This is a genomic window from Streptomyces wedmorensis, from assembly GCF_000716445.1.
In the GTDB taxonomy this organism is placed as follows: domain Bacteria; phylum Actinomycetota; class Actinomycetes; order Streptomycetales; family Streptomycetaceae; genus Streptomyces; species Streptomyces wedmorensis.
In genome coordinates this window covers 1-25,297 of record NZ_JNWK01000026.1, presented here as the reverse complement: position 1 = coordinate 25,297, position 25,297 = coordinate 1, and the positions used below count along the sequence as shown (strand labels likewise).

Annotated in this window: 19 protein-coding genes and 4 pseudogenes; 19 read left to right on the top strand and 4 right to left on the bottom strand. The window is 69.3% G+C overall.

Features of this window, described 5'->3' with window-relative positions; translation table 11 throughout:
* Window positions 1–232: 232 nt before the first annotated feature.
* The 14 genes from OO54_RS21105 (at window position 233) to OO54_RS48350 (ending at window position 15,861) form a co-directional block, all read left to right on the top strand.
* Window positions 233–1,837, top strand: a complete 1,605-nt coding sequence (locus tag OO54_RS21105) for a B12-binding domain-containing radical SAM protein (protein WP_051787063.1) — start codon at window positions 233–235, stop codon at window positions 1,835–1,837.
* Between the two features lie 16 nt (window positions 1,838–1,853).
* Window positions 1,854–2,450, top strand: coding sequence for a (S)-2-hydroxypropylphosphonic acid epoxidase (hppE, locus tag OO54_RS21100; RefSeq protein ID WP_033205181.1), 597 nt, complete (start codon window positions 1,854–1,856; stop codon window positions 2,448–2,450).
* 94 nt (window positions 2,451–2,544) lie between these two features.
* Window positions 2,545–3,174, top strand: a complete 630-nt coding sequence (locus OO54_RS21095) for a ribonuclease FAU-1 family protein (protein ID WP_051787062.1) — start codon at window positions 2,545–2,547, stop codon at window positions 3,172–3,174.
* Between the two features lie 3 nt (window positions 3,175–3,177).
* Window positions 3,178–3,978: a fosfomycin resistance kinase FomA gene (gene fomA, locus OO54_RS21090; RefSeq protein WP_033205179.1), complete on the top strand. Its 801-nt coding sequence runs from the start codon at window positions 3,178–3,180 to the stop codon at window positions 3,976–3,978.
* 12 nt (window positions 3,979–3,990) lie between these two features.
* Entirely contained in the window at window positions 3,991–4,983 is a 993-nt protein-coding gene (locus tag OO54_RS21085) for a FomB family phosphonate monophosphate kinase (RefSeq protein ID WP_033205177.1), read from the top strand.
* Window positions 4,984–5,014: 31 nt separating this feature from the next.
* Window positions 5,015–6,322: a phosphoenolpyruvate mutase gene (gene aepX / locus OO54_RS21080; RefSeq protein ID WP_017236167.1), complete on the top strand. Its 1,308-nt coding sequence runs from the start codon at window positions 5,015–5,017 to the stop codon at window positions 6,320–6,322.
* Window positions 6,319–7,473: a phosphonopyruvate decarboxylase gene (gene aepY / locus OO54_RS21075; protein WP_033205176.1), complete on the top strand. Its 1,155-nt coding sequence runs from the start codon at window positions 6,319–6,321 to the stop codon at window positions 7,471–7,473. Before aepX ends, aepY begins: the two co-directional genes overlap by 4 nt.
* Window positions 7,470–8,618, top strand: a complete 1,149-nt coding sequence (locus tag OO54_RS21070) for a phosphonoacetaldehyde reductase (RefSeq protein WP_033205175.1) — start codon at window positions 7,470–7,472, stop codon at window positions 8,616–8,618. Before aepY ends, OO54_RS21070 begins: the two co-directional genes overlap by 4 nt.
* 7 nt (window positions 8,619–8,625) lie before the next feature.
* On the top strand, window positions 8,626–9,438 hold the full coding sequence (locus tag OO54_RS21065; RefSeq protein ID WP_159391574.1) for a nucleotidyltransferase domain-containing protein: 813 nt from the start codon (window positions 8,626–8,628) through the stop codon (window positions 9,436–9,438).
* 49 nt (window positions 9,439–9,487) lie between these two features.
* Window positions 9,488–10,405 carry an ArsR/SmtB family transcription factor gene (locus OO54_RS21060; RefSeq protein ID WP_033205173.1) on the top strand — a complete coding sequence of 306 codons (918 nt, stop codon included), beginning with the start codon at window positions 9,488–9,490 and terminating at the stop codon, window positions 10,403–10,405.
* A gap of 100 nt (window positions 10,406–10,505) precedes the next feature.
* Entirely contained in the window at window positions 10,506–11,474 is a 969-nt protein-coding gene (locus tag OO54_RS21055) for a phosphate/phosphite/phosphonate ABC transporter substrate-binding protein (protein WP_033205171.1), read from the top strand.
* 37 nt (window positions 11,475–11,511) lie between these two features.
* Window positions 11,512–12,309, top strand: a complete 798-nt coding sequence (locus OO54_RS21050) for a phosphonate ABC transporter ATP-binding protein (protein ID WP_033205170.1) — start codon at window positions 11,512–11,514, stop codon at window positions 12,307–12,309.
* Window positions 12,306–14,045: a phosphonate ABC transporter, permease protein PhnE gene (gene phnE / locus OO54_RS21045; RefSeq protein ID WP_063781455.1), complete on the top strand. Its 1,740-nt coding sequence runs from the start codon at window positions 12,306–12,308 to the stop codon at window positions 14,043–14,045. The genes OO54_RS21050 and phnE overlap by 4 nt, the downstream gene beginning before the upstream one ends.
* A gap of 277 nt (window positions 14,046–14,322) precedes the next feature.
* Entirely contained in the window at window positions 14,323–15,861 is a 1,539-nt protein-coding gene (locus OO54_RS48350) for a serine/threonine-protein kinase (RefSeq protein WP_106970064.1), read from the top strand.
* Window positions 15,862–16,264: 403 nt separating this feature from the next.
* Here the strand turns inward: OO54_RS48350 and OO54_RS21035 are convergent, their stop codons facing one another.
* Both OO54_RS21035 and OO54_RS42465 read right to left on the bottom strand, forming a co-directional pair.
* Complete coding sequence (locus tag OO54_RS21035; protein WP_033205168.1) at window positions 16,265–16,690, bottom strand: hypothetical protein; 426 nt, start codon at window positions 16,688–16,690, stop codon at window positions 16,265–16,267.
* A gap of 552 nt (window positions 16,691–17,242) precedes the next feature.
* Entirely contained in the window at window positions 17,243–18,289 is a 1,047-nt protein-coding gene (locus tag OO54_RS42465; protein WP_051787061.1) for a peptidoglycan-binding domain-containing protein, read from the bottom strand.
* A 734-nt stretch (window positions 18,290–19,023) separates the two neighbouring features.
* On the opposite strand from OO54_RS42465, the pseudogene OO54_RS47475 reads away from it, so the two are divergent.
* Window positions 19,024–19,458 (top strand): annotated as a pseudogene (locus OO54_RS47475) (SMI1/KNR4 family protein); the annotation flags it as partial.
* 30 nt (window positions 19,459–19,488) lie between these two features.
* Here the strand turns inward: OO54_RS47475 and OO54_RS43730 are convergent.
* Window positions 19,489–20,007, bottom strand: a pseudogene (locus OO54_RS43730) (helix-turn-helix domain-containing protein); the annotation flags it as partial.
* Between the two features lie 142 nt (window positions 20,008–20,149).
* Here OO54_RS43730 and OO54_RS43040 point away from each other — a divergent pair.
* Window positions 20,150–21,043: an IS630 family transposase gene (locus tag OO54_RS43040; RefSeq protein ID WP_245236732.1), complete on the top strand. Its 894-nt coding sequence runs from the start codon at window positions 20,150–20,152 to the stop codon at window positions 21,041–21,043.
* A gap of 1,548 nt (window positions 21,044–22,591) precedes the next feature.
* On the opposite strand, the pseudogene OO54_RS45100 reads toward OO54_RS43040, so the two are convergent.
* A pseudogene (locus tag OO54_RS45100) lies at window positions 22,592–22,732 on the bottom strand (fuconate dehydratase); the annotation flags it as partial.
* Window positions 22,733–23,356: 624 nt separating this feature from the next.
* On the opposite strand from OO54_RS45100, the gene OO54_RS21005 reads away from it, so the two are divergent.
* The 3 genes and pseudogenes from OO54_RS21005 to OO54_RS41625 form a co-directional block, all read left to right on the top strand.
* The gene (locus OO54_RS21005; RefSeq protein WP_280818293.1) at window positions 23,357–23,938 is read left to right on the top strand and encodes a sugar phosphate isomerase/epimerase family protein; all 582 of its coding nucleotides are present in this window, start codon (window positions 23,357–23,359) and stop codon (window positions 23,936–23,938) included.
* 206 nt (window positions 23,939–24,144) lie between these two features.
* Window positions 24,145–24,345, top strand: a pseudogene (locus tag OO54_RS47465) (ThuA domain-containing protein); the annotation flags it as partial.
* A gap of 73 nt (window positions 24,346–24,418) precedes the next feature.
* On the top strand, window positions 24,419–25,297 hold an 879-nt coding region (locus OO54_RS41625), incomplete at its 3' end, for a ThuA domain-containing protein (RefSeq protein WP_245236730.1).

Below are 25,297 nucleotides of genomic sequence, written 5' to 3'. Positions count from 1 at the left end.
GTCTTTCAGACCTGAGTATTACGTTGATCGCCACTTCACGCTCGACGCCGGGGGAACGGCGTAATGGGGCGCACCGAATCCTTGTCCTTGATGGTGCAGCGGCTACTGGTTGGGCACGTCCGAACACTCGGGCGGCGGCGTTTTCACCGGCATTGGAGAGTGGTATCTCCATGCGTTCATCCGGGCCCATTTCACGAGAAACGCGGCGGTTTTGAGCACTAAACAGAATCTCATGACGATCGGTTCTCTGGGCTCCACCGAGTTCGCCCTGCACGGGAAGCCGGCCATCAGATGGGGCGATCTGCCCCAGCGCGTCGGAAAGCCGGAGACGCGGCGCTACCAGAAGGTGCTGCTGCTGAATCCCTCGGCAACGCTCTTCCGGCACGACCTTCCGCGATGTACGTACCCCCTCGGCCTGGGGTACATCGCGGCCGTCCTCGAGAAGTACGGCTACGAGGTCAAGATCCTCGACGTCTTCGCGGAGGGCTACTACAACGCCCAGCCCGTCGACGGCGACGACCAGTTCCTCCGTTACGGCCTGTCGGACGACGACATCGTCAAGGTGATGAAGGAGTTCGGGCCCGACGTCGTCGGCATCTCGAGCATCTTCAGCAACCAGGCCGACAACGTGCACCACCTTCTGAAGCTGGCGGACCTCGTCACGCCCGAGGCCGTCACCGCGATCGGCGGAGCGCACGCGCGCTACTTCCCGAAGGCCTGTCTGGACGACCCGAACCTCGACGCGGTGTTCCTCGGCGAAGGCGAGATGACCTTCCTGCTGTGGATGGAGCACCTCAACGGAAACGTGAGCGACGACGAGGTCCACGGCATCGCGTGGCGTGACCGCGACGGCAAGGTCCAGATCAAGCCCGAGCTGCCGCTGATCAGCTCGATGCGCCCCGAAGGCCCCGAGACGGGCAAGTCCTCTCCCATGCTGAGCATGGCCGGCGAACTGGACCACATCCCGTTCCCCGCCTGGCACCACTACAACATGGAGAAGTACTTCGAGATCAAGGCCTACCAGTCGCCGTACACGGTCGGCTCCCGGGTGGGCCAGCTCTACACCAGCCGCGGCTGCACGGCCCACTGCACCTTCTGCACGACCACCCACTTCTGGGGTCAGAAGCTCCGCCGGCGCAGCGTCCAGGACGTGGTCGACGAGGTCCTGAGGCTGCGCGACGAATACGGAATCGACGAATTCCATATTCAGGACGACAACATCACGAACGACATGGACCACGCCCGCGAGCTGTTCCGCGCGTTCAAGGAGGTCGGCCTCCCCTGGGCGACCCCGCAGGGCACCGCCCTGTGGCGCATGGACGAAGAGCTGCTCGACCTCATGGCGGAGTCGGGCGCCTACCAGGTGACGTTCGCCATCGAGAGCGGCGTGCAGCGAGTCCTCAAGGAACTCATCAAGAAGCCGCTCAACCTCGAACGGACCTCGCACCTCATCAAGTACGCGAGAAGCCTTGGAATGCACGTCCACGGCTTCTTCATCATCGGCATGCCGCCGATGTTCGGAAACGCCGGCGAAAGCATCGAGGAGATGCAGGCGTCGTACGACTATGCCGAAGAAGCCGGATTCAGCAGCGCTTCCTTCTTCGCGGCATCGCCGATCGTCGGTTCCGAGCTCCTGCGCGAGTGCATTCGCCAGGGGTTCGTGGACCCGGAGGAGTCTCTTTACCGCATGACCTACAAGCAGGGGATCATCAACGTCCCCGGCCTGTGGGACGGCGAGGAGATCGCGGAGCTCGCCGCGAAATTCAACCGGGACTTCAATGCGCGGCGCGACCGGGCTTACACGCCGCAGAAGCAGTGGAACGCAAACCAGTACTGAAATCTGGGAGGGCGAAATGAGCAACACCAAGACGGCGAGCACGGGCTTCGCGGAGCTCCTCAAGGACCGGCGCGAGCAGGTCAAGATGGACCACGCCGCCCTTGCCTCGCTCCTCGGGGAGACCCCCGAGACGGTGGCGGCCTGGGAGAACGGCGAGGGCGGCGAGCTGACGCTCACGCAGCTGGGCAGGATCGCCCACGTGCTCGGCACGTCGATCGGCGCCCTCACCCCGCCGGCGGGCAACGACCTCGACGACGGCGTCATCATCCAGATGCCCGACGAGCGCCCGATCCTCAAGGGTGTGCGGGACAACGTCGACTACTACGTCTACAACTGTCTCGTCCGCACCAAGCGTGCGCCTTCGCTCGTCCCCCTCGTGGTGGACGTGCTGACGGACAACCCCGACGACGCGAAGTTCAACTCGGGCCACGCCGGCAACGAGTTCCTCTTCGTGCTCGAGGGCGAGATCCACATGAAGTGGGGCGACAAGGAGAACCCGAAGGAGGCCCTCCTCCCGACCGGCGCGAGCATGTTCGTGGAGGAGCACGTGCCGCACGCCTTCACGGCGGCCAAGGGCACGGGTTCCGCGAAGCTGATCGCCGTCAACTTCTGACCCACGGAGGTACGGGTGGACTCCCTCCACCCGTACCTCGCGGTCCCGTGAGGCAGCCCGGTCTGCCGAGTTGCCGAATGGACGAGACAGGACGATGGCAGAAGTCGCCTCCCAGGAAACCGAGTTCGCGGCCTTCGCGTTCGGGTCGGTCGTCGAGCGCCGGGACGAACTGGAGGGGCGGCCGTGGATCTCGTATCCCGTCCGCGTGGTGGCCGACACCCCCGAGCTCGTCGCCGTCTACCTGTCCCACGGCACCCTCCTCACCTTCGGAGACGGCCCCTTCAGCTGGGGCCCGCACCCCTGGGGACCGTTCGGCGACCGGTGGCAGAGCGCCGGGATCCTGCAACTGCACCGCCCCGGGCGCGGGCACTCCGTGTGGGTGCTCAGGGACGCCGACACCGGCGCGTTCCGGGAGTGGTACGTGAACGTGGAGGCGCCCTGGCGGAGGACCCCCACCGGCTTCAGCACGCTCGACCACGAGATCGACCTCGTCGTACCGGCGGACTCGCGGACCCTCCGCTGGAAGGACGTGGAGAAGTTCGAGGAGCGGGCCCGGATCGGGCACTTCTCGCCCGAGGAGGCCACCGCGATCCGGACCGAGGCGGCGGACGTCGCGCGGGAGATCGCCGCGGGCGAGCAGTGGTGGGACACGAGCTGGTCGCGATGGGAGCCGCCGGCCGGGTGGCACGCCCTCTTGCAGAGTTTCGAGACCGAAGGATCCTAGGGAATGACGCCCGATTTCTTGGCCATCAAGGTTGGCGGCAGCCTGTTCTCCCGCAAGGACGAACCCGGCAGCCTGGACGACGACGCGGTGACGCGCTTCGCCAGGAACTTCGCCCGGCTCGCCGAGACCTACCGGGGCCGGATGGTTCTCATCAGCGGCGGCGGCGCCTTCGGCCACGGGGCCATCCGTGACCACGACAGCACGCACGCGTTCTCCCTCGCCGGCCTGACCGAGGCCACCTTCGAGGTGAAGAAGCGGTGGGCCGAGAAGCTCCGCGGGATCGGCGTGGACGCCTTCCCGCTCCAGCTGGCGGCCATGTGCACGCTCCGCAACGGCATACCGCAGCTCCGGTCCGAGGTCCTCCGGGACGTCCTCGACCACGGCGCGCTGCCCGTCCTCGCCGGCGACGCCCTGTTCGACGAGCACGGAAAGCTGTGGGCGTTCTCCAGCGACCGCGTCCCCGAGGTCCTCCTGCCCATGGTCGAGGGGCGCCTCCGGGTCGTCACCCTGACCGACGTCGACGGCATCGTGACCGACGGCGCCGGCGGCGACACGATCCTGCCCGAGGTCGACGCCCGGTCCCCCGAGCAGGCGTACGCCGCGCTCTGGGGCAGCAGCGAATGGGACGCCACCGGCGCCATGCACACCAAGCTCGACGCACTGGTCACCTGCGCCCGCCGCGGTGCCGAGTGCTTCATCATGCGGGGCGACCCCGGCAGCGACCTGGAGTTCCTGACCGCCCCCTTCTCCTCCTGGCCGGCGCACGTGCGGTCCACCAGGATCACCACGACTGCTTCTGCGTAAGGGGAACGGTCCATGCTGGAAAACCTCACGATCCGCAGCAGCCGCGTCGTCGACCTCAACCTGGTCAAGGTCAGGCTGTCCACCAACCTCGAGGACTTCGCGGCGTACTCCTACTTCTCGGCCTTCGCCGAGGACGAGTCCGCGCCCGCCGACTACGAGGTCGTCTGCGTCGACCTGGACCGGGACGACATCCCGGCCGAGCTGTACGCCGACCGGACCGACCGGACCTTCCGCGGCAAGCGGTTCAAGGGCGGCTACTACCTCGTCCACTACTTCGGGGAGCCCGCCCACCTCATCACGGTGGGCCGCACGTTCTACGTGTTCGGCAGGTCCCTCGAGAAGACCGTCTGGCCCTACTTCGTCAAGCACATCCTGACCGTCCACTCCGCGGACCACGGCTTCCTGCACCTGAAGGCGGCGGGCTTCGAACTGCCCGGCGCCGGAGCCACCCTGCTCGTCGGGCGCAACGGCGCGGGGAAGACCGTCTTCCTGGCCCAGGCGTGCCTCAACGGCGCCCGGTTCCTCAGCAACACCCACACGCTGGTCCGGGACGGGGTCGCGCACGGCGTCCCCTCCTCGATCCGGGTGCGCCGCGACCAGTGCTTCGGTGAACTCATCGACAAGCACGACCTGACGGCGCACATGGAGTCGGGCGACTACGTCACCGACTCCTCGACTCTCTTCGAGAGTCCGCAGATCAGCACGGCACGCGTCCGGAACGTCGTCATCGTCGACTACGACCCCGCACGCCCCCAGGGCCTCATGCCGATCTCGCCGGCCGCGGCCGGCACCTTCATGGAGCAGTTCTCCTTCGCGGTCACCACCTACGGCCTCAAGGACGATCTGCTCGCCCACCACGGGGACTTCGACACCTACGTCGACTCCCTGGCCCGGATGCGGGCGCAGCTGACCGAACTGGTCGAGGGCGCGCGCTGCTACCGGGCCAACGCAGACATGCTGGCCAAGGAAGTCCGGGATTCGACGCTCAAGCAGCTTGCCGAATGATGCGGCGCTCTAGCAGGGGAGTACTTTTCTAATGCAGCGGCCGATCGTCTACGTCGGTATGAGTGCCGACCTCATCCACCCGGGCCACATCAACATCCTCTCCCGGGCCGCGGAGCTCGGCGACATCACCATCGGTCTGCTGACCGATGCCGCGATCGCCAGTTACAAGCGCCTGCCGCACATGACGTACGAGCAGCGCAAGGCGGTCGTCGAGAACCTCAAGGGCGTCGCCTCCGTGGTGCCCCAGCGGACCCTCGACTACGCCGAGAACCTCCGCACCGTCCGCCCCGACTTCGTCGTCCACGGCGACGACTGGCAGACGGGCGTGCAGCGCCACACCCGCGAGCGGGTCATCGAGGTGCTGTCGGAGTGGGGCGGGAAGCTCGTCGAGATCCCGTACACGCCGGGCATCTCCTCGACCCGCCTCCACTCGTCGGTCAAGGAGGTCGGCACCACGCCCAACGTCCGGCTCTCCCGGCTCCGCCGGCTGCTCGACAGCAAGGACATCGTCCGCATCCTCGAGGTGCACAACGGCCTGACGGGCCTGATCATCGAGAACTCCAAGGTCACGGTGGACAACCAGGCCCGCGAGTTCGACGGCATGTGGTCCTCCTCCCTCACCGACTCCCTCGCCCGGGGCAAGCCGGACACCGAGGCCGTCGACGTCTCGTCCCGGCTGCAGATGGTGAACGAGCTCTTCGAGGTCACCACCAAGCCGCTGGTCTTCGACGGCGACACGGGCGGCAAGCCCGAGCACTTCGGCTTCACGGTGCGCTCCCTGGAGCGGCTCGGCGTCTCCGCCGTCATCGTCGAGGACAAGGAGGGACTCAAGCGCAACTCCCTCTTCGGGACGGACGTTCCGCAGACCCAGTCCAGCGTCGAGGACTTCAGCGAGCGCATCCGGATCGGCAAGCGCGCCCAGATCACCGACGACTTCATGGTCATCGCGCGCATCGAGAGCCTCATCCTGGAGAAGGGCATGGCGGACGCCGTGCACCGCGCGGAGGCGTACGTCGACGCCGGCGCCGACGGCATCATGATCCACAGCCGCCAGTCGGACCCCGCGGAGATCTTCGAGTTCTGCCGCTACTTCGACAAGCTGCCCCGCCGCGTGCCCCTGGTGGTCGTCCCGACCAGCTACAGCAGCGTCCGCGAGTCCGAACTCGCCGACGCCGGCGTCAACATGGTGATCTACGCGAATCACCTCATGCGCGCCGTCTACCCGCAGGTGACCAAGGTCGTCCAGTCGATCCTGCAGCACGGCCGCGCCCACGAGGCCGAGTCCATGCTGGCCTCGATCAAGGACGCCCTGTCGATCATCCCGGAGAACGCCGGATGATCCGGCCCGACGTCCTCGCGGGACACCTGGCGGCCGAAGGCGTCTCCCTGTACTGCGGCGTTCCGGACAGCCTGCTCAAGGAGTTCAACGCGTACGTCGGCGACGGCGCGTCCGGCGTCGACCACGTGATCGCCGCGAACGAGGGGAACGCCGTCGGCCTGGCCGTCGGCCACTACCTGCGCACGGGCAGCCCCGCCGTCGTCTACCTGCAGAACTCCGGCATCGGCAACGCGGTGAACCCCCTCACCTCGCTCGCCGACCCCGAGGTGTACGGCATCCCGATGATCCTGCTGATCGGCTGGCGGGGGCAGCCGGGCGTGCCCGACGAGCCCCAGCACCGCAAGCAGGGGCGGATCATGCCGGCGCTCCTGGACGCCCTCGAACTTCCCTGGTCGGTGCTGCCCGCCGACGAGGAGGAGGCCGGCGCCGCCGTACGGAAGGCCGTCGCGCACTCCGTCGCCACCCGCACCCCCTACGCCTTCCTCGTGGAGAAGGGGACCTTCGCCCCGGCGGGCGTCCCCGCCGCCGTCCCGGCCACCGCGCCGGAGTCCGGCCCGCCCACCCGGGAGGAGGCGCTGGGCGCGCTGATCGCCGAGATCGGCGGCGGCCAGGTCGTGGTCTCCACGACCGGCATGCTCAGCCGTGAGCTGTACGAGCACCGGGTACGGGCCGGAGCCGAGGCGGAGATCGACTTCCTCACCGTCGGAGGCATGGGGCACGCCAGCTCGATCGCCCTGGGCATCGCGCTCCGGGAGGACGAGCGCGAGGTCTGGTGCCTCGACGGCGACGGAGCGCTCCTCATGCACCTGGGCGCCCTGCCCGTCATCGCCGGGCACGGCCCGTCCTCGTACTTCCACGTCGTGTTCAACAACGGCGTGCACGACAGCGTCGGCGGCCAGCCCACCTCCATCGACCGGGTCGACGTGCCCGCCCTCGCCCGGAACTCCGGCTACCGCCACGCCGCCACCCTGTCCTCCCTGGAGGACCTGCCGGGCGAACTGGCCCGGCTGCGCGAGACCGGCGGCCCCGCGCTGCTCGAACTGCGGGTCAGGCCCGGCAGCCGCGGCGACCTCGGGCGACCCGCCGTCACCCCGGCGGAGAGCGGGGCCGCCGTCCTGCGCGCGCTGACGGGGCGGGTGACGCCGTCGTGAGTCCGCGCCGTCCCGTCGTCCGCTACGGCCGGGGTGCCATCGCGTCGCTGCCGCAGCTGGTGGAGGGGCTCGGCGCGACCCGGGTGCTCGTGGTGCACGGCGCCCACTCGTTCGAGGCCTCGGGCGCGTCCCGGATGATGGAGTCGTTCGGCCGCCGGACCCTGGTCCACCGCTGGCACGACTTCTCGCCCAACCCCGCCGTCGACGACGTGGCCCGCGGCCTCGACGCCGTCCGGGAACTGCGACCCGACGCCGTCGTCGGCGTGGGCGGCGGCAGCGCCATGGACATGGCCAAGCTCCTCTGCGTCCTCGACGGCGTGCCCCGTGCGGACCTGGAGGACCGGGTCCGCACGGGACCGGCGGCCGACACCCGGCGCATGAAGCTCGTCCTGGCACCCACCACCTCGGGATCCGGCAGCGAGGCCACCCACTTCGCCGTCGTCTACGTCGGCGACGCGAAGTACTCCGTGGCCGGCGCCGGCCTCCTGCCGGACGCCGCGGTCCTCGACCCCGCCCTCACCGAGAGCGGCACCCCCCACCAGCGCGCCACGTCCGGCGTGGACGCCATCGCACAGGGCATCGAGAGCCTCTGGGCCGTCGGCGGCGACGACGAGAGCCGCGGCCTGGCCCGGCGCGGACTGCGCCTGCTCCTCGCCGGCATCGAGGACTTCGTCGCCGCGCCGCACGCCGGCGTCGCCCGCTCCATGGCGGTGGGCAGCCACCTCGTCGGGCGCGCCATCAACCGCTCCAAGACGACCGGCGCGCACGCCCTCTCGTACCGGATGACCAGCCGCTACGGCGTCAGCCATGGCCACGCCGTGGCGCTGAGCCTCGGCGCCTTCCTGGACGCCCACGCCCACGCGGACGCCTCGGACCTGCGGACGTCCGTCCGGCCGTCGGAGTACCGGCGTGCCCTCGACGACATCGCCGCGGTGCTCGGCGCCTCCGGACCCGCCGAATCGGGCGCCCGCTTCGTGGCCCTCGGCCGGCGGATCGGGCTCCCGATGCGCCTCGCCGACGTCGGCGTGCGGACCGAGCCCGAGGTCCGCGGCCTGGCCGCCGCCGTGAACGCGGAGCGCCTGAGCAACAACCCGGTTCGTTTCTCCCAGGACGAACTCGCCGACCTTCTCATGAGGTGTTCCTGAGATGCTCATGTCGTACGGGAGAACCGACCCGGAGACGAACGGCCCGGCCGCCGACTGGCTCACCCCGCTCCAGGAGCGCAACCTCGTCCCCGCCGGCGTCCTCGCCGTGTTCGTCGTCGGATCCGCCGCCCGCGGCTGGCACAACGCCCGCAGCGACTTCGACATCTACGTCGTCACCGCCGTCGAGTGCGCTACCTCCGCCGACCGGCCCGGCAGCCCCGTACCCCTCGACCCGCCGTACGTGACCAGCGAGGTCTTCTACCGCCAGGACAGGCGCTGGGAGGTCACCTACTGGCTCGAGTCCCAGATCGGCCAGGTCCTCTCCAAGATCTCCTGGGAGGCGTGCGAGGACGGCCGCATCACCGACGAGACCCTCACCCGCACCGAGGAACTGCTCCTGGCCCACCTGGAGACCTGCTGCCCGATCCTCGGCGAGGAATGGATCGACCGCACCCGCGAACGCCTGGTCGACTCCGCGTTCCGGTCCTTCGTCGTCGTCCGCTCCCTCGGAGCGACCGACGACGCCGTCGAGGACGCACTCGGACAGCTGGAGGCCGGCGACCTGGAAAGCGCCACCATCTCCGCCCGCGTCGCCTTCGGGCACGCCGTCGACGCCCTCCTGGAAGCCGAGGGGGAGTACGGAAGCCACCTCCCGAAGTGGCGCGCCCACCGCTTCCGGGCCGCCGCGCCCGCCGGGTTCCCGTTCGACCGGTACTGGCAGATCGAGACCATGCAGGGCTACGACCCGGCCGACCCCCGGCCGTGGATCAAGGAGGTCCTGACCCTCTGTCAGGACATCGCCATCCGGGTGGCGGTGTGACTCCCCGGGCCGTCGCAGCACGGCACACCGCGAGCGAGGGGGTCGCCCCGTGATCCGCCTCACCGTCGACGACGCCACCCTGAGCACCATCCGGATCTCCTTCAGCCCCCTCTGGGAGACCATCGGAAGCCTCGGCATCCTGGCCCGCTACCGGGGCGCCGCCCCCTCGCCGTACGCGGACTGGGCGCGCCGCGTCCGCAACCGGCTGCCGGAGGAACTCGTACGGACCCTGGTGGAACCCCTGCGCCGCGGCGACCCGCAGCTCTTCCCGCCGGGCTTCGTGGCCCTGCCCGACCCCACCCGCAACACCCTGGCGGCCGAGCTGGCCCACGTACGCGAGACGAACCCCGACGACCCCGCCGCCGACCGGCTCCTCACCGCCCTCGAGGAGTACTGGGACCTGGCCGTCGCCCCGTACTGGAACTCCATCCGCTCCTCCCTCGAAGAGGAGATCCTCTTCCGCGGCCGCACCCTCGCCGTCGCCGGCGTCGAACCCATGCTCGCCGAACTCGGCGGACGGATCTCCTGGTCGCGACCCGTCCTCACGGCCCCGTACCACCGGGACATGGACCTCTCCGTCACGCGCTCCAAGCTGCTCCTCGTGCCGACCGTCTTCGCCGGCGGCCTGCGCCTCTTCCAGCAGGAGCAGGCCGTGGTGGCCATGTCCTACCAGGCGCGCGCCACCGGGTACTTCCACGTCCTCACCGCCCGCGAGCCCGCCCAGGCCGCCGAGGACCGGCTCGCGCTGCTGCTCGGCAAGAGCAGGGCCCAGGTCGTCCGCGCCCTGGACGAGCCGAGGACCACCACGGCGATGGCCCAGTCCCTGGGCATGGCCAAGAGCACCGTCTCCCAGCACCTGGCGGTCCTGAACGACTCGGGCATCGTCTGGAAGCAGCGCCTGGGAGGACGGGTCTTCTACCAGCTCGACCAGAGCGGGATCACCCTGCTGCGGGAGCTGGGGATCTGACCCCGAGGGCCCGTCCGGCCCGTACCGCCGCCCGGCAAGAGCAGGGCCGCCCGTCGCCCCGTCCCACCTCGTCCTTTCACGCCGCGAAGAAAGCACCGACATGCCTGACAAGAACCACGGCTCCACCGCCCGACTCCGCGCCGTCGCCCAGGGCGCGGCCGCCCTCGCCCTCACCCTGGGCCTCACCGCGTGCGGCGCGAGCGCCGTCTCGGCCGGGAACGGCGACTCCGGCAAGGGGCGCGACCCCGAGGAACTGGTCCTGGCCACCGTGCCCGACGAGAGCTCGTCGAGCGTCCAGTCCGAGTACGAGCCGCTGGCCAAGATGCTGGAGAAGGAGACCGGCAGGAAGGTGCGGATCGAGAAGGCGACGACGTACGCCTCCGTCATCGAGGGCCAGCGGGCCGGCAAGATCGACATCGCCATGCACGGCCCCCTCTCGTACGTGGTGGCCCGCCGCAGCGGCGTCAAGGCCACCCCGATCGCGGCCCAGGTCAAGACCAAGGACGCCGACTCCGGCTACCGGTCGTACGGCATCGTCAAGCACGGCTCGGCCGTGAAGGACCTCGCCGGCTACAAGGGCAAGAAGGTCTGCTTCGTCGACCCCACCTCCACCTCCGGCTACCTCTACCCGGTGGCCGGACTCAGCGAGGCCGGCGTCAAGGAGAAGGAGGTCAAGCCGGTGATGGCGGGCGGTCACGACGCCTCCGCGCTCGCCGTCCTGAGCGGCCAGTGCGACGTCGGCTTCGCCTACGACGCGATGGTCGACAAGCTCCTGGTCGAGCGCAAGCACATGAAGCCCGGCGAGCTCGACATCGTCTGGAAGTCCGACGTCATCCCCGGCTCGCCCCTGACCGTCAGCGACGACCTCACGCCGGACCTCAAGGCCAGGATCACCCAGGCGTTCCGCACCAAGGCGAACGCGGACTACCTCCAGCAGAACGGCTACTGCACCGGCGACGCCTGCAAGATCGACGGCTACTGGGGCTTCACCCCCACGGACGACGCCGACTTCGAAAGCGTCCGCGAGGTGTGCGGCCGCGTCGGCGAGGACCAGTGCGTCGCCAACTGACCGGACGGAAGCGATCGACCGAGGAGCGCGGGGGCCGATGAACAACGAAGAGACCGTCGTCCGCCTGACCGGGGTGGGCAAGGCGTTCGCAGGAGACACCAGAGAGGTACGCGCCCTGGACGGCGTGTCCTTCGACGTTCCGGCGGGCCAGTTCGTCGCCCTCCTCGGCCCCTCCGGCTCCGGCAAGTCGACACTGCTGCAACTCCTCAACGGCCTGCAGAAGCCCACCTCCGGCGTCGCCACCGTCCTGGGCGTCGACCCCAGCAGCTCCGGCAAGGCCGAACTGCGCGCCCTGCGCCGCCAAGTCGGCTTCATCTTCCAGGACTTCGGCCTGGTGGGCATGAGGAGCGTCCTGGAGAACGTCTGCTCCGGCGCGCTCGGCCGACTCCGCGGCCCCCGCTCCGGACTCCTCATGTACCCGCGCAGGCTCCGCGAGCAGGCCCTCGCCCAACTCGACCGCGTCGGCCTCGCCGACCAGGCCTTCCAGCGGACCGACACCCTCTCCGGCGGCCAGCAGCAACGCGTCGGCATCGCCCGCGCGTTGATGCAGCAGCCCCGCATCCTCCTCGCCGACGAACCCGTCAGCTCCCTCGACCCCCTGTCCTCACAGCAGGTCATGGAGCTCATCGCCGACATCGGCCGCACGGAGTCCCTCACCACCGTCTGCACCCTCCACCAGGTGGACACCGCCCTCACCTGGGCCGACCGCGTCATCGGCCTCAACACCGGCCGCGTCGTCCTCGACAGCCCCACCGCGGACGTCGGCGACACCGACATCGCCCGCCTCTACCAGGGCCCCCAGGAGCCCGCCGTACTGGCCGGTGCGCCGTCGTGAGCACACCCACCGAGGTCCGGAACCTCCCCACGCGTCCGCCGTCCCCCCACGCCGCACGCCTCGGCCCCAACCGAGGCGTGCGGCTCCTGCCCCACCTCAGCCTCCTCGCCCTCGTCGCCACCGCCTGCTGGGCCGTCGTCGACCTCCGCATCAACATCGCGACCCTCGTCGACGGCTTCCACAACGCGGTGGCCTTCGCCGGCCGCATGCTCCCCCTCGACTTCCCGCCCCTCGCCGACGTGGCGCGCCTCGCCGGTCAGACCCTGTCGACGGCCCTCTGCGCGACCCTGCTCGCCCTGCTCCTCAGCATCCCCGTCAGCCTGCTCGCCGCCCGCAACCTCACACCGAACCGGTACGTCTCCGGCGCCGCCCGCTCCCTCATCGTCCTCGCCCGCGCCGTCCCCGACGTCATCATGGCCATCGCCGCCGTCCGGATCTTCGGCCTCGGCGCCACCGCCGGCATCATCGCCATGGGCCTCCACTCCGTCGGCATGGTCGGCAAGCTCTACGCCGACGTCCTCGAAGAGACGCCCGAAGGCCCCCGCCGAGCCCTCCGCTCCGCCGGCTCCTCGTACCCCCAGGAACTGACCTCCGCCGTCCTCCCGCACGTCCTCCCCTCCTTCATCGCCACCGCCCTCCACCGCCTCGACGTCAACCTCCGCTCCTCCGTCCTCCTCGGCTTCGTCGGCGTCGGCGGCCTCGGCTACGAGATCGCCCAGTCCTTCCAACGCCTCGACTACCGCCGCGGCATGGCCCTCGCCCTCGTCGTCCTCCTCCTCTGCCTCGTCATGGAGCTCCTCTCCGGAACCATCCGCCGAGCCCTCCTCCCGCACACCAGGACCACACGCGCCCGCCGCCGCACCACGACCACGGGCACGCAGGAGTCCACGACCACCGGCACGAAGGCGACGCCGACCACCGGCAAGGACGGGGGCGGTCCGAGTCGGCCCGCGTCCGCGATCAGCCCGCCCTGGACCGCGGCCCGCATCCGACGCTGGATATACGGCACGGTCACGGCGGCCGTCCTCGTCGCCGCCGTCAGGGGAGCGGAGCTGTCACCGCACCAACTCCTCGCCGGACTGGGCCAACTCCCCACGGTCCTGGGCCACTACCTGCCGCCGACCGCCCCGGGCGGCATGGCGGGCCTGCTCGACGCCCTGTGGGTCACGGTCAAGACCGCCCTCGCGGGAACACTGCTCGGCATGGCGCTCGCGCTGCCGGTCGGCGTACTCGCCGCACCGAACGTCTCGCCCTGGCCGCGGCTCTCCCCGGCCTTCCGCACGCTGACGGTCGCGATCCGCGGCATCCCCGAGATCGTGCTGGCCATCGTGCTCGTCGTCATCACCGGGCTCGGCCCCGTGGCCGGCGCCCTCGCCCTGGCCGTCGGCTCTCTCGGCTTCCTCGGCAAACTCACCGCCGACTCCCTCGAAGAACTGGACCCCGCCCCCACCCGCGCCCTCACCGCGACCGGCGCGTCCCGGCTCCAGGTCTTCTTCGCCGCCGACTTCCCCCGCGTCCTCCCCGCCCTCCTCGGCCACGTCCTCTACCAGTTCGACGTCAACATCCGATCCGCCGCCCTCCTCGGCGTCGTCGGCGCCGGCGGCATCGGCTACGAACTCCTCAACGCCGCCCGCGTCCTCGAATACGGCCTCGTCACCACCACCGTCCTCCTCCTCCTCACCACCACCCTCCTCCTCGAGGCCTTCTCCACCTGGATCCGCCGCACCTTCACCTGACCCCACCCCCACCGAAACGGCCCCGGCCCTCCACCCCGGCCCCGGCCCTCCACCCCGGCCCGGCCCTCCACCCCGCCCCGGCCGCGGAAACCCGCGGCCGGGGCCGCGGAAACCCGCAAGCACACCCGGCACACCGGCCACCCCGCGTACGGTTCAGGCTCATCCCGTTCCTGAACTGCTAGGAGCCTCGTTGCCCACGCGCGTCCAACCCGCCCGCCCCGGAGACCCGGGCCGTGTAGGCCCCTACCGAGTCGTCGGACGGCTCGGCGCCGGCGGAATGGGAACCGTCCACGCCGCCCTGGACCCCGAGGGACGCCGCGTCGCACTCAAACTCATCCACCCCGCCCAGGCCGACGACGACGAGTTCCGCGCCCGCTTCCGGCGAGAGGTCGAACTCTCCCGGCGGGTCTCCGGCCCGTGCCTGGTCCCCCTGCTCGCCGCCGACACCGACGCGGCCACCCCCTGGCTCGCCACCGCATACGTTCCCGGCCACACCCTCGGCCACCACATCTCCACCCAAGGCCCGCTCGCCGGCGCCCACTTGTACGCCCTCGCGGCCGGCACGGCAGCGGCCCTGTCGGCCATCCACGACGTGGGAGTCGTCCACCGCGACGTCAAACCCGCGAACGTGATCCTCACCCCCTCCGGCCCTCGTGTGGTCGACTTCGGCATCGCCCACGCCCTCGACGGCACCTCCGTGACGCGCACGGGCGTCATGACCGGCACCGCCGGCTGGATCAGCCCCGAGTACTACCGAACCGGCGCCGCCGGCACCCCCGGCGACGTCTTCGCCTGGGGAGCCCTGATCGCCTACGCCGCCACAGGCCGTCTGCCGTTCGGTACGGGGGCCCCCGACGTCGTCGCCTTCCGCGTCATGTCCGCCGAACCCGATCTCACCGGCACCCCCGACGACCTCCTCACGCTGGTGACGTCCGCCCTGGCCAAGGAACCCGCCGACCGCCCCACAGCAGCCGCCCTCGCCGAGAGATGCACCGCACTCCTCGCCACCCAAACCACCCACGTCCTGCCACCCGGCACCGACACCCCCACCGCCGTCGGACAGCTCGTGGCAGCCCAATGGGACATGCCCGCCCACGACGACCTGGCATGGACACCCGCCCGACACCACACCCTCCGCCGCCGAGCCAGGTTCCTCGCCGCCGGCCTCACCACACTCGCCCTGGCCGCAGCCGCCACCTACACCCTCCGCCAACAGACACCGCCGGACGACCGACCCAGCGCCCTGGCACCCACGCCGACGACACTTCCCACATCGTCGGCCCCCGCCAACCCATCGACCCCGGCGCCCGCGACGAAGAAACAACAACCCGCCCCCCAGGCGCCGTCCACATGCCTGCCCGTCACCTACAAGCTCCCCGACGGCACACCCGGCTGCGAATCCAAGGCCACCATCTGCACCACCGGCTCCCCGTGGTACGTCCCCGACATCAACACCCTGTGCGGCGGCCCCCCTTCCCCCCAGACGGTCCACCTCGTCTCCCAGCCCGCCACCGGCGGCGACCCCGGCGTCTCCTACTGCATCGCCTGGACCGGCAGCGCCGACTCCACCGGCCGCAACGGTGCCCTCCTCATGAACGCCCCCGGCTACCAATGCGGCGCCGACCTCCTGGGCGCCCTCGACGCCCAGGCCATCCACCTCGACGGCACCTCCGGCGTCTTCTACACCACCCCTCAGCCCTGCACCCCCCTCTACCCCGGCACCCGCCTCACCTACCCCGCCCTCCTCGACTACAGCACCCTCGACCCCACCCGTCCCCCCGACCACATCTGCCTCACAGAACACACCGGCGCCTGACCCGCATCAACCCTCCTCGCACCCTCGGTCGACATCGCGACCGCCACCGGATCCCCGACGCCGCTCGCCTGCAGTCACCAGGTTCCGGCGACCCCCCGCCCCCGGGAAGCCGGCCTACGAGGTCCCCGAGCGGCCGACCCACCCACCTACGAAGACTGGAACGAAGCTCTCGATTCAGGGTGGTTGCAGTTCCCCGACCACGCCCAGGGCAACTGCACGGTGCTCTACCACGACGACCGGCCGACCCTGATCGGCTACTGGGGAGTGACCGCCGACGAGCCGGCCCGCCCCGCTTCAACCCAAGCCCGTCTCCGCAGGTCAGCGGCCGGTCAGCGGCACGCCCAGCCTTGTCGGTCCACGAGTGGGCCGCAGCTCGCGGATGGGGTGTCCAACAGCTCGACCTTTAGGCACGCGGGTCGATTCCAAGGTCTGATTTGAACAGCTCGATCAACTTGTGGCGTTGCCCGTCCACTTCGTCAACCTCTGCTTTCGTCCACTCAGCACCTGCGGCGATGCGGGTGTGCACATCCAGGACGACCTCTGCCAAGACGCAGGCTGGTTTGTACACGCCTCGTCCGGAGAGGATCGTGATCTCTGCGGTGGCAGCACGGAGATGTCCGTCTTCGGAACGATCCCTCTGGCCGGCCATGGCTTGGGCGTAGCTGGCGCTGATCGCACGCAGGTACTCCGTGTAGACACGGCGTTTGGCGTCGCTCAACGAGTCCCCACGCTGCCATCTCCTACTGCGTGCTGCTTGCATCTGCTGTAGAGCAGCGCCGAACAAGGTTCCGAGCAAGGCCCCGACGACACCCACGGCGGCTGAGCCCATCCCGGCCTCCTCAATGCTGTCGACCGATGGCTGTGACAGTCGTCGGATTCGGTGCAGCAGTTTTCTGTGCACGGGTAGTCGACGGCCAGACAGTAATCCGTTTCCACCGTGAGGGGGCCGACAGGACGTACAGACAGACAGATACCCACTCGCGATCACCCGAAGGGGCCTATGGGCTACGCTCGGCCAGCGGATTGGGCCCAGGACTCTTCGTCCCGAAGCAACTCGGGCGTCAGTACGAACCGGTCAAGACGCGCCGCCTTCGGCTCCTGCGCCCCACACGGCTCGGCTGCGCCGACAAGGTTCCGACACCCATGCGTGTTTCCGCCCCTCGATAGCCGGACAGCCATGGCCGGCGCCGGTCGGTTGCCCCAGGTCTAGGGCTCCACCGGACGGCTGGAGAATCGTTGGGCGGGGTCACGGGGGCGCATCCCGCGTACTCCCTCCAGGTCTGCGCCCTTGCGGTTCGCGTCCCAGAGGGCAGCGCCGGCTATTGATCAGAAACTCATTGAGCGAGACGGCCCCCTCCCCGGGCCTGGGCGAGAGGCTCGCTCAGCGCGTGAGTGCGCCCCACGTCTGAGGGCCGACGATGCCGTCGACGGTGATGGCGAGGCGGGTTTGGAACTTGCGGGCGTGCTGCTCCGTGACGGGGCCGAACCTCCCGTCGACCGCGAGGGCCTGGAGGTCCGGCACGTGGGCGTTCAGGAGGCGCTGGAGCTTGCGGACCGCGGGGCCGCGCGAGCCGTTGCTCAGGGTCGGCGTCCCGGACGCGTCCTCCTCCGCTCGCTCACCGCCCGTCAGCATGCCCCAGGTCTCAGGACCCACGACACCGTCGATCTCGATGTCGACACGACGCTGGTACTCGCGGACGCGTTCGTCCGTGACGGGGCCGAAGTCGCCGTCGACGTCCAGGGAGCCGAGGTCCGGTACGTGGGCGTTCAGGAGGCGCTGGAGCTTCTCCACCGCCGCTCCCTGCGAGCCCGTGCTCAGTGTGGGCGTGCCGATACCGTCGCCCGCGGGTGTGACGCCGCCTCCGCCCGGGGCGCCTGACGGCTGTACGTCCAGGTACAGCGCGTACACCCCCAGGTCTCCGTCACCGTCCGTACCGCTGCAGATGACCATGTCCGTGAACTGCAGTGTGCGCGGATCGTCGGGGCGCTGTCGTATCTGGCGCCGGCTGTTCGCATCCAGCAGCTTGTCCTTCGGGATGAAGACGGCCGCCGGGTTGAACGGGTCGTCGGCGAGGCCGAGGAGGTCGCTCGCGATGTCGACCAGGGCTACGGCCAGGAAGTCGATGAAGGGTTTGGCCAGGGCGGCGCCCGCCGGACTCGTGGCGGCGGCGACGGCCGCCGTCGCCGCGGTGGAGATGGCCTGGGCGACGGCCTGCTTCTCCTGCTCGATGTCACCGGAGTCGTGCTGCACGAGCGCGAGGGACACGCTGAGGTCCTGTGCCGGTCCGGAGTACAGCAGGCGCTGGGCGCTGAAGATCCTCAGCCCTGGAGGCCCGAACGTCAGCGTGCCGGCGTCGGGGAACTTCACCGCCGGCTGGGGCGTCATTCCGGTGATCAGTTGAACGCTGCCGAAGATGTCGTCTTTCATCTCTTGCCTGACACGGCATTCAAGCCCTGTCCACACGACCTTCACGTCAGGCATGGCTCATCGGGTCCCTGAACTCGGGGCCGGACGGCGAGGCTGTCCCCCGTGGGCCGCGGCCGGCCGGCCGGGCGAAGTCCCGCACCCCGCGCCCTGCCCCGGGTCCGATGACGGAGTGGGGTGGAACGCCTCTTACTCACGACTGTAAGCCTGCGCACGCGAGGTGTCCTGCGTGGGCGGGGCTGTCCGGACGTTGGACCGTGTCTTTCGGATCAGCCCGGGGCCGCGGGGTGTGGCACGAAGCCTCGTCGACCAAGGTCTCGAAGTCCGAGTGGCCGCAGTGGGTGGCTGCCCGGTGATCCGCGCGGGGGCGCTGCCGACCGCCGTCACAGTGTCGTCGCCTATCGATCCGAAGAGTTTTGGGTTCGCGCTCGTTGACGGCGTGTGAGTGAGCGTTTTCAGCTTCGCCACTCCAGGGTGACGCCGTGGCCGTCGCTTGAGTCCTGGAAGCTCCTCGGCTGGGTCCGCCGGGCACAGTGGGTTGCCTGTGAAAAGTCGCGGGCGATCACTTCGCTGAGGGGCCGGCCCTGCGCTTCGGGGCGGAAGACGATCGCGGGGAGCGATGGAACGCATGCTCGAAGTACCATCCCTGCAAGGTTCTCCAGCCGGTACTTCCCGACCTCCGCAGTGGCGTAGTCGGACGGAGACATCCCTGTGGAGAGGGCAGAGGGCAGAGGGCGATGAGTGTGGCTGAGAGTTGGTCGCGTGTGATGAGTCTTCTTCGGGAGCACGCGCCGGCCGATCACGCGGATCTGCCGGGGCCCGCTACGGAGGAGATGCTCGCGGCAGCCGAGGAACGGATGGGGATCTCCCTGCATGGGGACCTGCGGATCTGGCTGTTGCAGAACAATCTGGATCTGCCGGAGGAAGATTTCGACGACGACGTGATGTGCTGCGGCTTCGACGGGTTCCCCGACGAGGGAAGCTTCTTTCTGGGCATCCGGGCGATGGAGAGGCTCTACGCGAACCGCTCCACGTCCTGCGGATTCGACCCTCCGGACCAGCCGGACTACCCGTTCTGGCGTAACGAGTGGATCCCGTTCCTGTCGGACCAGGACGGCTGGATGGGAAAGTTCATCGACGTGCGGGACGGGCGCGTCGGCAGCTGGTTCGTGGGTGACCCCACAGTCACGGGCGAGTACGAATCGATGGCCCAGTATTTCGACTCCGTAGCGGAGACGCTGACGAGGATCGCCGGTGGAAGCTCCCGCGGTCAGGTCATGGGTGCGGCCGGGCAGCGCGGGCGAGATCCACAGCAGGTTGCCGGTGGGATCGGCCACGACCTGCACGTTCACGCCGTGACGGCGATGCTTCTGCGAAAAGCCGGCCCGGCTGTCGCCGACCCGGTCGCACTCGGCGAGGGTCCCGTCGAGCAGGACGTGATCAGGATCGGTCTCGCGCAGGACCCGCGGCAGGCCGGGTGCCCGGCCCGACAAGTACTGGACGACGGCCGTGACGTAGGCGTGGGCGGTGCCGACGGATATGCCGAAGCCGACCGCGATCTGCGCGAGCGTGTCGTGACGACGAAGGTAGACCAGGCCCACGAGGGCACGCTGGTGGGGCGGGAGCTTGCAGCGCCGGTCACCTTCACGGGTGACGATGAGCATGGATACCCACTCGACCAGAGCATGAGGCAGGCCGAGTGCGGCAGGACGGAGAACCAACAGGGCTCCTGTGCCGATGGGTTGAGACTTCGAACACCTCCCTCAACGGCGCGGGAGCTTGTGCGTTGCGGTCCTCGTCCTGACTCAGCCTGGGGCACTCGATCAGTGGCCACTCTGAAAAACCTCAGTGATCTGGTGGGGGATGCGAGGACCTGGCCGCCGGACGCGCAGGAGGCTGTGCGGCTGCTGGTGGTGTCCATGCTGGTGGAAGGGCGGAACCGGGCTGAGGTCGCGGCTCTGTTCAAGGTGTCGGTCAGGACCGTGGACAACTGGACAACTGGACAACTGGACAACTGGACAACTGGTGGACGAGGTGGCAGACCGGTGGCCGGGACGCGCTGCTGTCGCGTGCGCGGGGCCGCCGGGTGGGCGAGCATCAGGTTCTGTCCGAGGCCGAGCCGGCCGCCATCCGGCAGGCCGCCCTCGACCACGCCCCTTCCATCCTGAGGCTTCCGGTCGGCTGTGGACACGGGCCCTGACAGGCGAGCTGATCTTCAAGCTCTACCGGGTCCGCTTCGCCGACCAGGTCGGGATCCGCTCGGACCAGGTCACCGGCCGCACCTGGGGCGCCAGAGGAAGCACTCCGATCGTCCGTCGCAACGGGAACCGGTTCTCCGTGAACGCGATGTCCGCGATCAGCACGAAGGGACGGATGCACTTCACGGTCCTCACCGAGTCGTTCGACGCGAAGGTCATGGGCCGCTTCCTGGACCGGCTCGTCGGTCACTTCGACCGCGAGGTCCATCTGATCGTCGACCGGCACTCGGCCCACCGCTCGAAGACCGTCCGGCCCTGGCTCGCCGACCACGAGGCCCAGATCGAGCTGCACTTCCTGCCGTCGTACTCACCGGAGCCGAACCCCGACGAGCTCGTCGACGCCGACCTCAAACGCAGCCCACCCCACACCCACCGGGCCAGGAACCAGGCCGAACTCGCCACCGAAACGCGCAGGTTCTTCCACCGCCGACAAAACCGGCCCCACATCTCGCGCGGACACTTCAGCGGCCGACATGCCCGCTACATCCTCGACGAGTGAACCCAATGAGTTTCTGATCAATAGCGGAGTTCGGTACGGCAGGAGATGGTCGGCTCTTCGCGAACGAGCGTGGCGGTGTCCTCGGGACCTCTAGCTATTGGCGGGTGTGGCAGGAAGCCCGTACCTTCGCGCTCCCCCCCCGGACAAACATCACTCCTCACTGGCCCACAGGCCATACGGCCTTCGGCATACATGCATCACGAACTGGCTCAACGCTGGAGTCCCCGTGGCAGAGGTAGCCCGCCGTGCAGGGAACTCGCCAGAGGTGATCCATCGCAGGTATGAAGGCTGTATTGATGGTCATGAGCAACTGAAAAACAGAAAGATTGAGTCAGCTATGGGATGGAGCGAGTCTGGCTGAACCTCAGTTCAGAAGGCCACTTGAGGACAGGCCTCAGTCTTAGGCGCCGCGAATAGTGGCGAACACTTCAAGAGCGCGGCGGGCGCGGGCGGCCGTATACGAGCACTAGGACGAGGATTCCGGCTCCTCCGATGACGTAGGCGTCCGCGCCCTCCGGGAGATCCATCCAGGTTGCCCACAGGGCGGCTGCGGGGCACGCGAGCACCGATGAAGAGTCTGACCAGGTAGATCGCTGGCCCTATGCTCACGGTGATGTAAAGGAGCAGGAGTAGAATCGCGAGCACGCCCACTTGCAAGACTTTCGCGAACTCGCGATTTGGGTCAAGCCAGCCGCTGCTCAGATCCTGGAAGAACGCTTTCAAGGTCTCCATGGTCTGTGGTCCGATACCAACGGAGCCGCCCTTGCGTTGAAAAACTACTTGCAGCCAAGCGAGCGTGTAAATGTAGGCAAACAGGCCAGTGCTGACAGAAATGAGCGAGGCGTGCATTGCCGGCAGCTCGCCGACTCTCAAGCCAACCCGTACAGGTCGCGGCAGACGTGGCGTGAGTCCGAGCGTGCACAGGTCAGCCTCTGCCTCATCGATGAAGTGTGTCGTTCGTCTTCGTGGTCCGCGGCTACGCGCTTCGCCGGCCTGTCGGCGTATCTCGCTCATGGCGCGAGATCATTCCGCAACCAGGTGCCTGGGATACGCGATGCCCCAGATCCCGCAGGTGACTCCCGAGTGCCGTCCTGGGAATTTCCTGTTTGGCCTTCATGCCGTAATGGGCGAGTCGTGTTGGCCGGCTGACGGGATGTGACAGAGGTCACGAGGCTTCGGAAAGCGTAGGGGTGCAAGATCCCGGCTTCAATCCAACAAGCCGACGTCCGGGAGCGCGCGGGCAGTCGAGTGCGCCGAGCGTGCGCCTGGGGCCTGATGGCTTTGTCGCGAGCCGCCGACGGTGCGGCAGGTTCAGGGGATGCGTCAGCGCCTCCCGTGGATTGACGGGGGAGGTGGTCGGGGGATGGCGCGAAGGGGCGCCGACCCGTGGCCGAGGGTGCGGCTCGTCGCCCGTCTGGCCGTCGGGTTCCGCGCCGCTCGTGAAGGCGGCAGCTGCTGTGCGGAATCGTGGATTCGGTGTTGCGGCTGCCTTTCGGCGTGGTGGTCAGGGACCAGCTCCTCGGGCGTCATCTCGCCGAGCAGGCGTCAGACGGGCCTGCCCGCCCGCTTGGCGGCAAGGTCCCACGCGGCGTTCGCGACGGCGCCGGTGGTCATGTGGATGGCGCCCTTCTCCGAGCCCAACCACCGCGGCTGGAGGTCGTGGACGAGGGTGCGGAAGAAGGCTCCGAGTGAGCCGACGCGGACGGGACGCCGCTCGGCCCCCTCTCGCTCACCAGCCGCCTCGGCGCGGCCCCCTCCCTGCTCTCCTTTTGCCGAAGGAGTCCTTGCATGTCTTTTCCTGTCCCCTCTCGGCCGCAGAGGTTTCATCGCGGCGACCGCCCTGACCGCGGGCGCGGTCGCGCTCCCCGGCGGAATCCTGGCTTCGACGGCCGTAGCCGCCGTGCCGCCCCAGATGACCTTGCCGCGGCGGGGCATGTGCGACACCGTGCCGGCGTGGTCGTGGACGGACGGTTTCGTCACCGGCAGCGGTGAGTGCGGCGAGGTGCTCCACGGGGCGCCGCGGCCGGAGAAGATCGCGTCCTCGGTCGGCCGGATCCACTGCTGGTCCGCCAGTGCGTCGAGCCGTTGGGTCACGGTCGATCTGGCGAGGCCGGCGAGCTGCGCCGGCTCGGTGCGGGTACGGGCGCGGCCGTCGCGCGGGATCGCCAGAAGGGCGCCGGTGCCTGCCGGTTCGGTGGTCAACTCCCTTGTCCTCCAGCCCTGTCGGTGTTGTAGCTGATCGATGTCAGTATTAACAGCTCTCGTCAGACTTATGGTTGACGCTCGCAATAAGTCATCTCTAGGATCCAGGACGTGCGCGACATACGACGACAATCGGCGGAAGTGGGGGTATGTATCGTCGGAACTGGCTTCCTTGGCCGGATCCACTCCGTGGGGCGCACCTGGAAGCTCGACGCGGACGAGCGGCGCTCCGTACTCGCCGAACTGCGGGAGAACCTCAAGCCCGTCGTGGCGTACGCGGGGGAACGCGGCGTGCGCGTCGGCGTCGAACCCCTCAACCGGTACGAGACCAGCCTGCTCAACACCGTTGAGCAGGCCCTCGACGCCCTCCCCGCCGAGTGCGGCCTCGCACTCGACACGTACCACCTCAACATCGAGGAGAGGAGCCCCGCCCAGGCGGTCAGGGACGCGGGATCCCGGATCGCGCTCATCCAGGTGTGCGGCACGGACCGCGGCGCCCCCGGGTCCGACCACTTCGACTGGACCGCGTTCGCCGCGGCGGTCAAGGACGCGGACTACACCGGCCCGCTGGTCATCGAGTCCTTCACGCCGGACAACACCACCATCGCGACGGCGGCCTCCATCCGGCGCCCGCTGGCGGCCGGCCAGGACGAACTGGCCACGAGCGGCCTCGCGTTCCTCCGCACCCTCTGAAGCCCCGCACCTCTCTCTCCCTCCTCATCACGGAGATTCCAGTGCAAAGATCGAGATCAAGGCTGAGCCGCACGCTCGCGGCCCTCACCGTCACCACCCTCGGTGCCTTCCTCATACCCGGCACCTTCGCCGAAGCGGTCGAGGACCCGGCGTTCAAGGTCCTGCTGTTCACGAAGACGGCGGCCGGGGCCTACCGGCACAGCTCGATGGACGCGGCCATCCAGGCCTTCAACGAGCTCGGTGCCGCCAACGACTTCCAGGTGGACGAGAGCGACGACGCGAACGTCTTCAACACCACCACCCTGAACACCTACGACGCCGTGGTCATGCTCCAGTCCTCGGGCATGGTCTGGGACACCGAAGCCCAGCGCGCCGCCGCCCAGGCGTACGTGCGCGGCGGTCACGGGATCGTGGCGGTGCACAACGCCACGGACATGAACATCGAGACCGAGTTCCCCTGGTGGGACGAGGTCGTCATGGATGGGTGCCGACCACCCGATCTCCTGGTGCCGCAACGCCGAGGGCGGCAAGGTCTGGGCCACCGCCATGGGCCACGAGACGGCCTCCTACTCCGAGCCGCTGTTCCGGCAGCACCTGCTCGGCGGCCTCAAGTGGGCCGCCGGCGCCGAGGAGGGCGACTGCGGCGGCACCGTCTCCCAGCGCTACCAGAAGGTGACGCTGGACGGCGCCCCCGACCAGCCCATGCAGCTCGACGTGGCCCCCGACGGTGACGTCTACTACATCTCCCGCTCGGGCAAGGTCAACGTCATCCACACCCACGACGGCGCGTCCGAGACGCACGTCGCCGCCCAGCTCGACGTCTCCGGCACCGCCGAGATCAACCGGGTCACCCGGTTCACCGTCAACGCCGACGACACGCTCGACATGGCCAGTGCGGAGACCGTGATCGAGGTCCCGGCCTACCGAGGGGAGCACGAGCCCGGCCACACCGGCGGCTACCTCCACTCGTCCGCCAACACCAACGACCTGCGCGGCAAGATCCTGCGCATCCACCCCGAGGCGGCCGGCGGCTACACGATCCCCGCGGGCAACCTGTTCGCGCCGGGCACCGCGCTGACCCGTCCCGAGATCTACGCGATGGGCTTCCGCAACAGCTTCCGCTTCTCGGTCGACCCGGAGACCGGCTGGATCTCCGCCGCCGACTACGGACCCGACGCGCAGTACGAGGACCCGAACCGCGGCCCCGAGGGCACCGTCGAGTGGAACCTGATCAAGGCTCCGGGCAACTACGGCTGGCCCTACTGCGTCGGTGACAACACCCCCTTCAACGACTACGACTTCGCCACCGGTACCTCCGGAGCGAAGTTCAACTGCGCGGCGCCGGTCAACAACTCGCCC

Coding starts and splice junctions, on each gene's coding strand:
- OO54_RS21050 (WP_033205170.1), top strand. CDS start 11,512: ATGAACAACGAAGAGACCGTCGTCCGCCTGACCGGGGTGGGCAAGGCG.
- OO54_RS43040 (WP_245236732.1), top strand. CDS start 20,150: ATGCGAGGACCTGGCCGCCGGACGCGCAGGAGGCTGTGCGGCTGCTGG.
- aepX (WP_017236167.1), top strand. CDS start 5,015: ATGCAGCGGCCGATCGTCTACGTCGGTATGAGTGCCGACCTCATCCAC.
- OO54_RS21105 (WP_051787063.1), top strand. CDS start 233: ATGACGATCGGTTCTCTGGGCTCCACCGAGTTCGCCCTGCACGGGAAG.
- OO54_RS21095 (WP_051787062.1), top strand. CDS start 2,545: ATGGCAGAAGTCGCCTCCCAGGAAACCGAGTTCGCGGCCTTCGCGTTC.
- OO54_RS21055 (WP_033205171.1), top strand. CDS start 10,506: ATGCCTGACAAGAACCACGGCTCCACCGCCCGACTCCGCGCCGTCGCC.
- fomA (WP_033205179.1), top strand. CDS start 3,178: ATGACGCCCGATTTCTTGGCCATCAAGGTTGGCGGCAGCCTGTTCTCC.
- aepY (WP_033205176.1), top strand. CDS start 6,319: ATGATCCGGCCCGACGTCCTCGCGGGACACCTGGCGGCCGAAGGCGTC.
- OO54_RS21035 (WP_033205168.1), bottom strand. CDS start 16,690: ATGGGCTCAGCCGCCGTGGGTGTCGTCGGGGCCTTGCTCGGAACCTTG.
- OO54_RS21065 (WP_159391574.1), top strand. CDS start 8,626: ATGTCGTACGGGAGAACCGACCCGGAGACGAACGGCCCGGCCGCCGAC.
- OO54_RS48350 (WP_106970064.1), top strand. CDS start 14,323: ATGGGAACCGTCCACGCCGCCCTGGACCCCGAGGGACGCCGCGTCGCA.
- OO54_RS42465 (WP_051787061.1), bottom strand. CDS start 18,289: ATGAAAGACGACATCTTCGGCAGCGTTCAACTGATCACCGGAATGACG.
- hppE (WP_033205181.1), top strand. CDS start 1,854: ATGAGCAACACCAAGACGGCGAGCACGGGCTTCGCGGAGCTCCTCAAG.
- OO54_RS21085 (WP_033205177.1), top strand. CDS start 3,991: ATGCTGGAAAACCTCACGATCCGCAGCAGCCGCGTCGTCGACCTCAAC.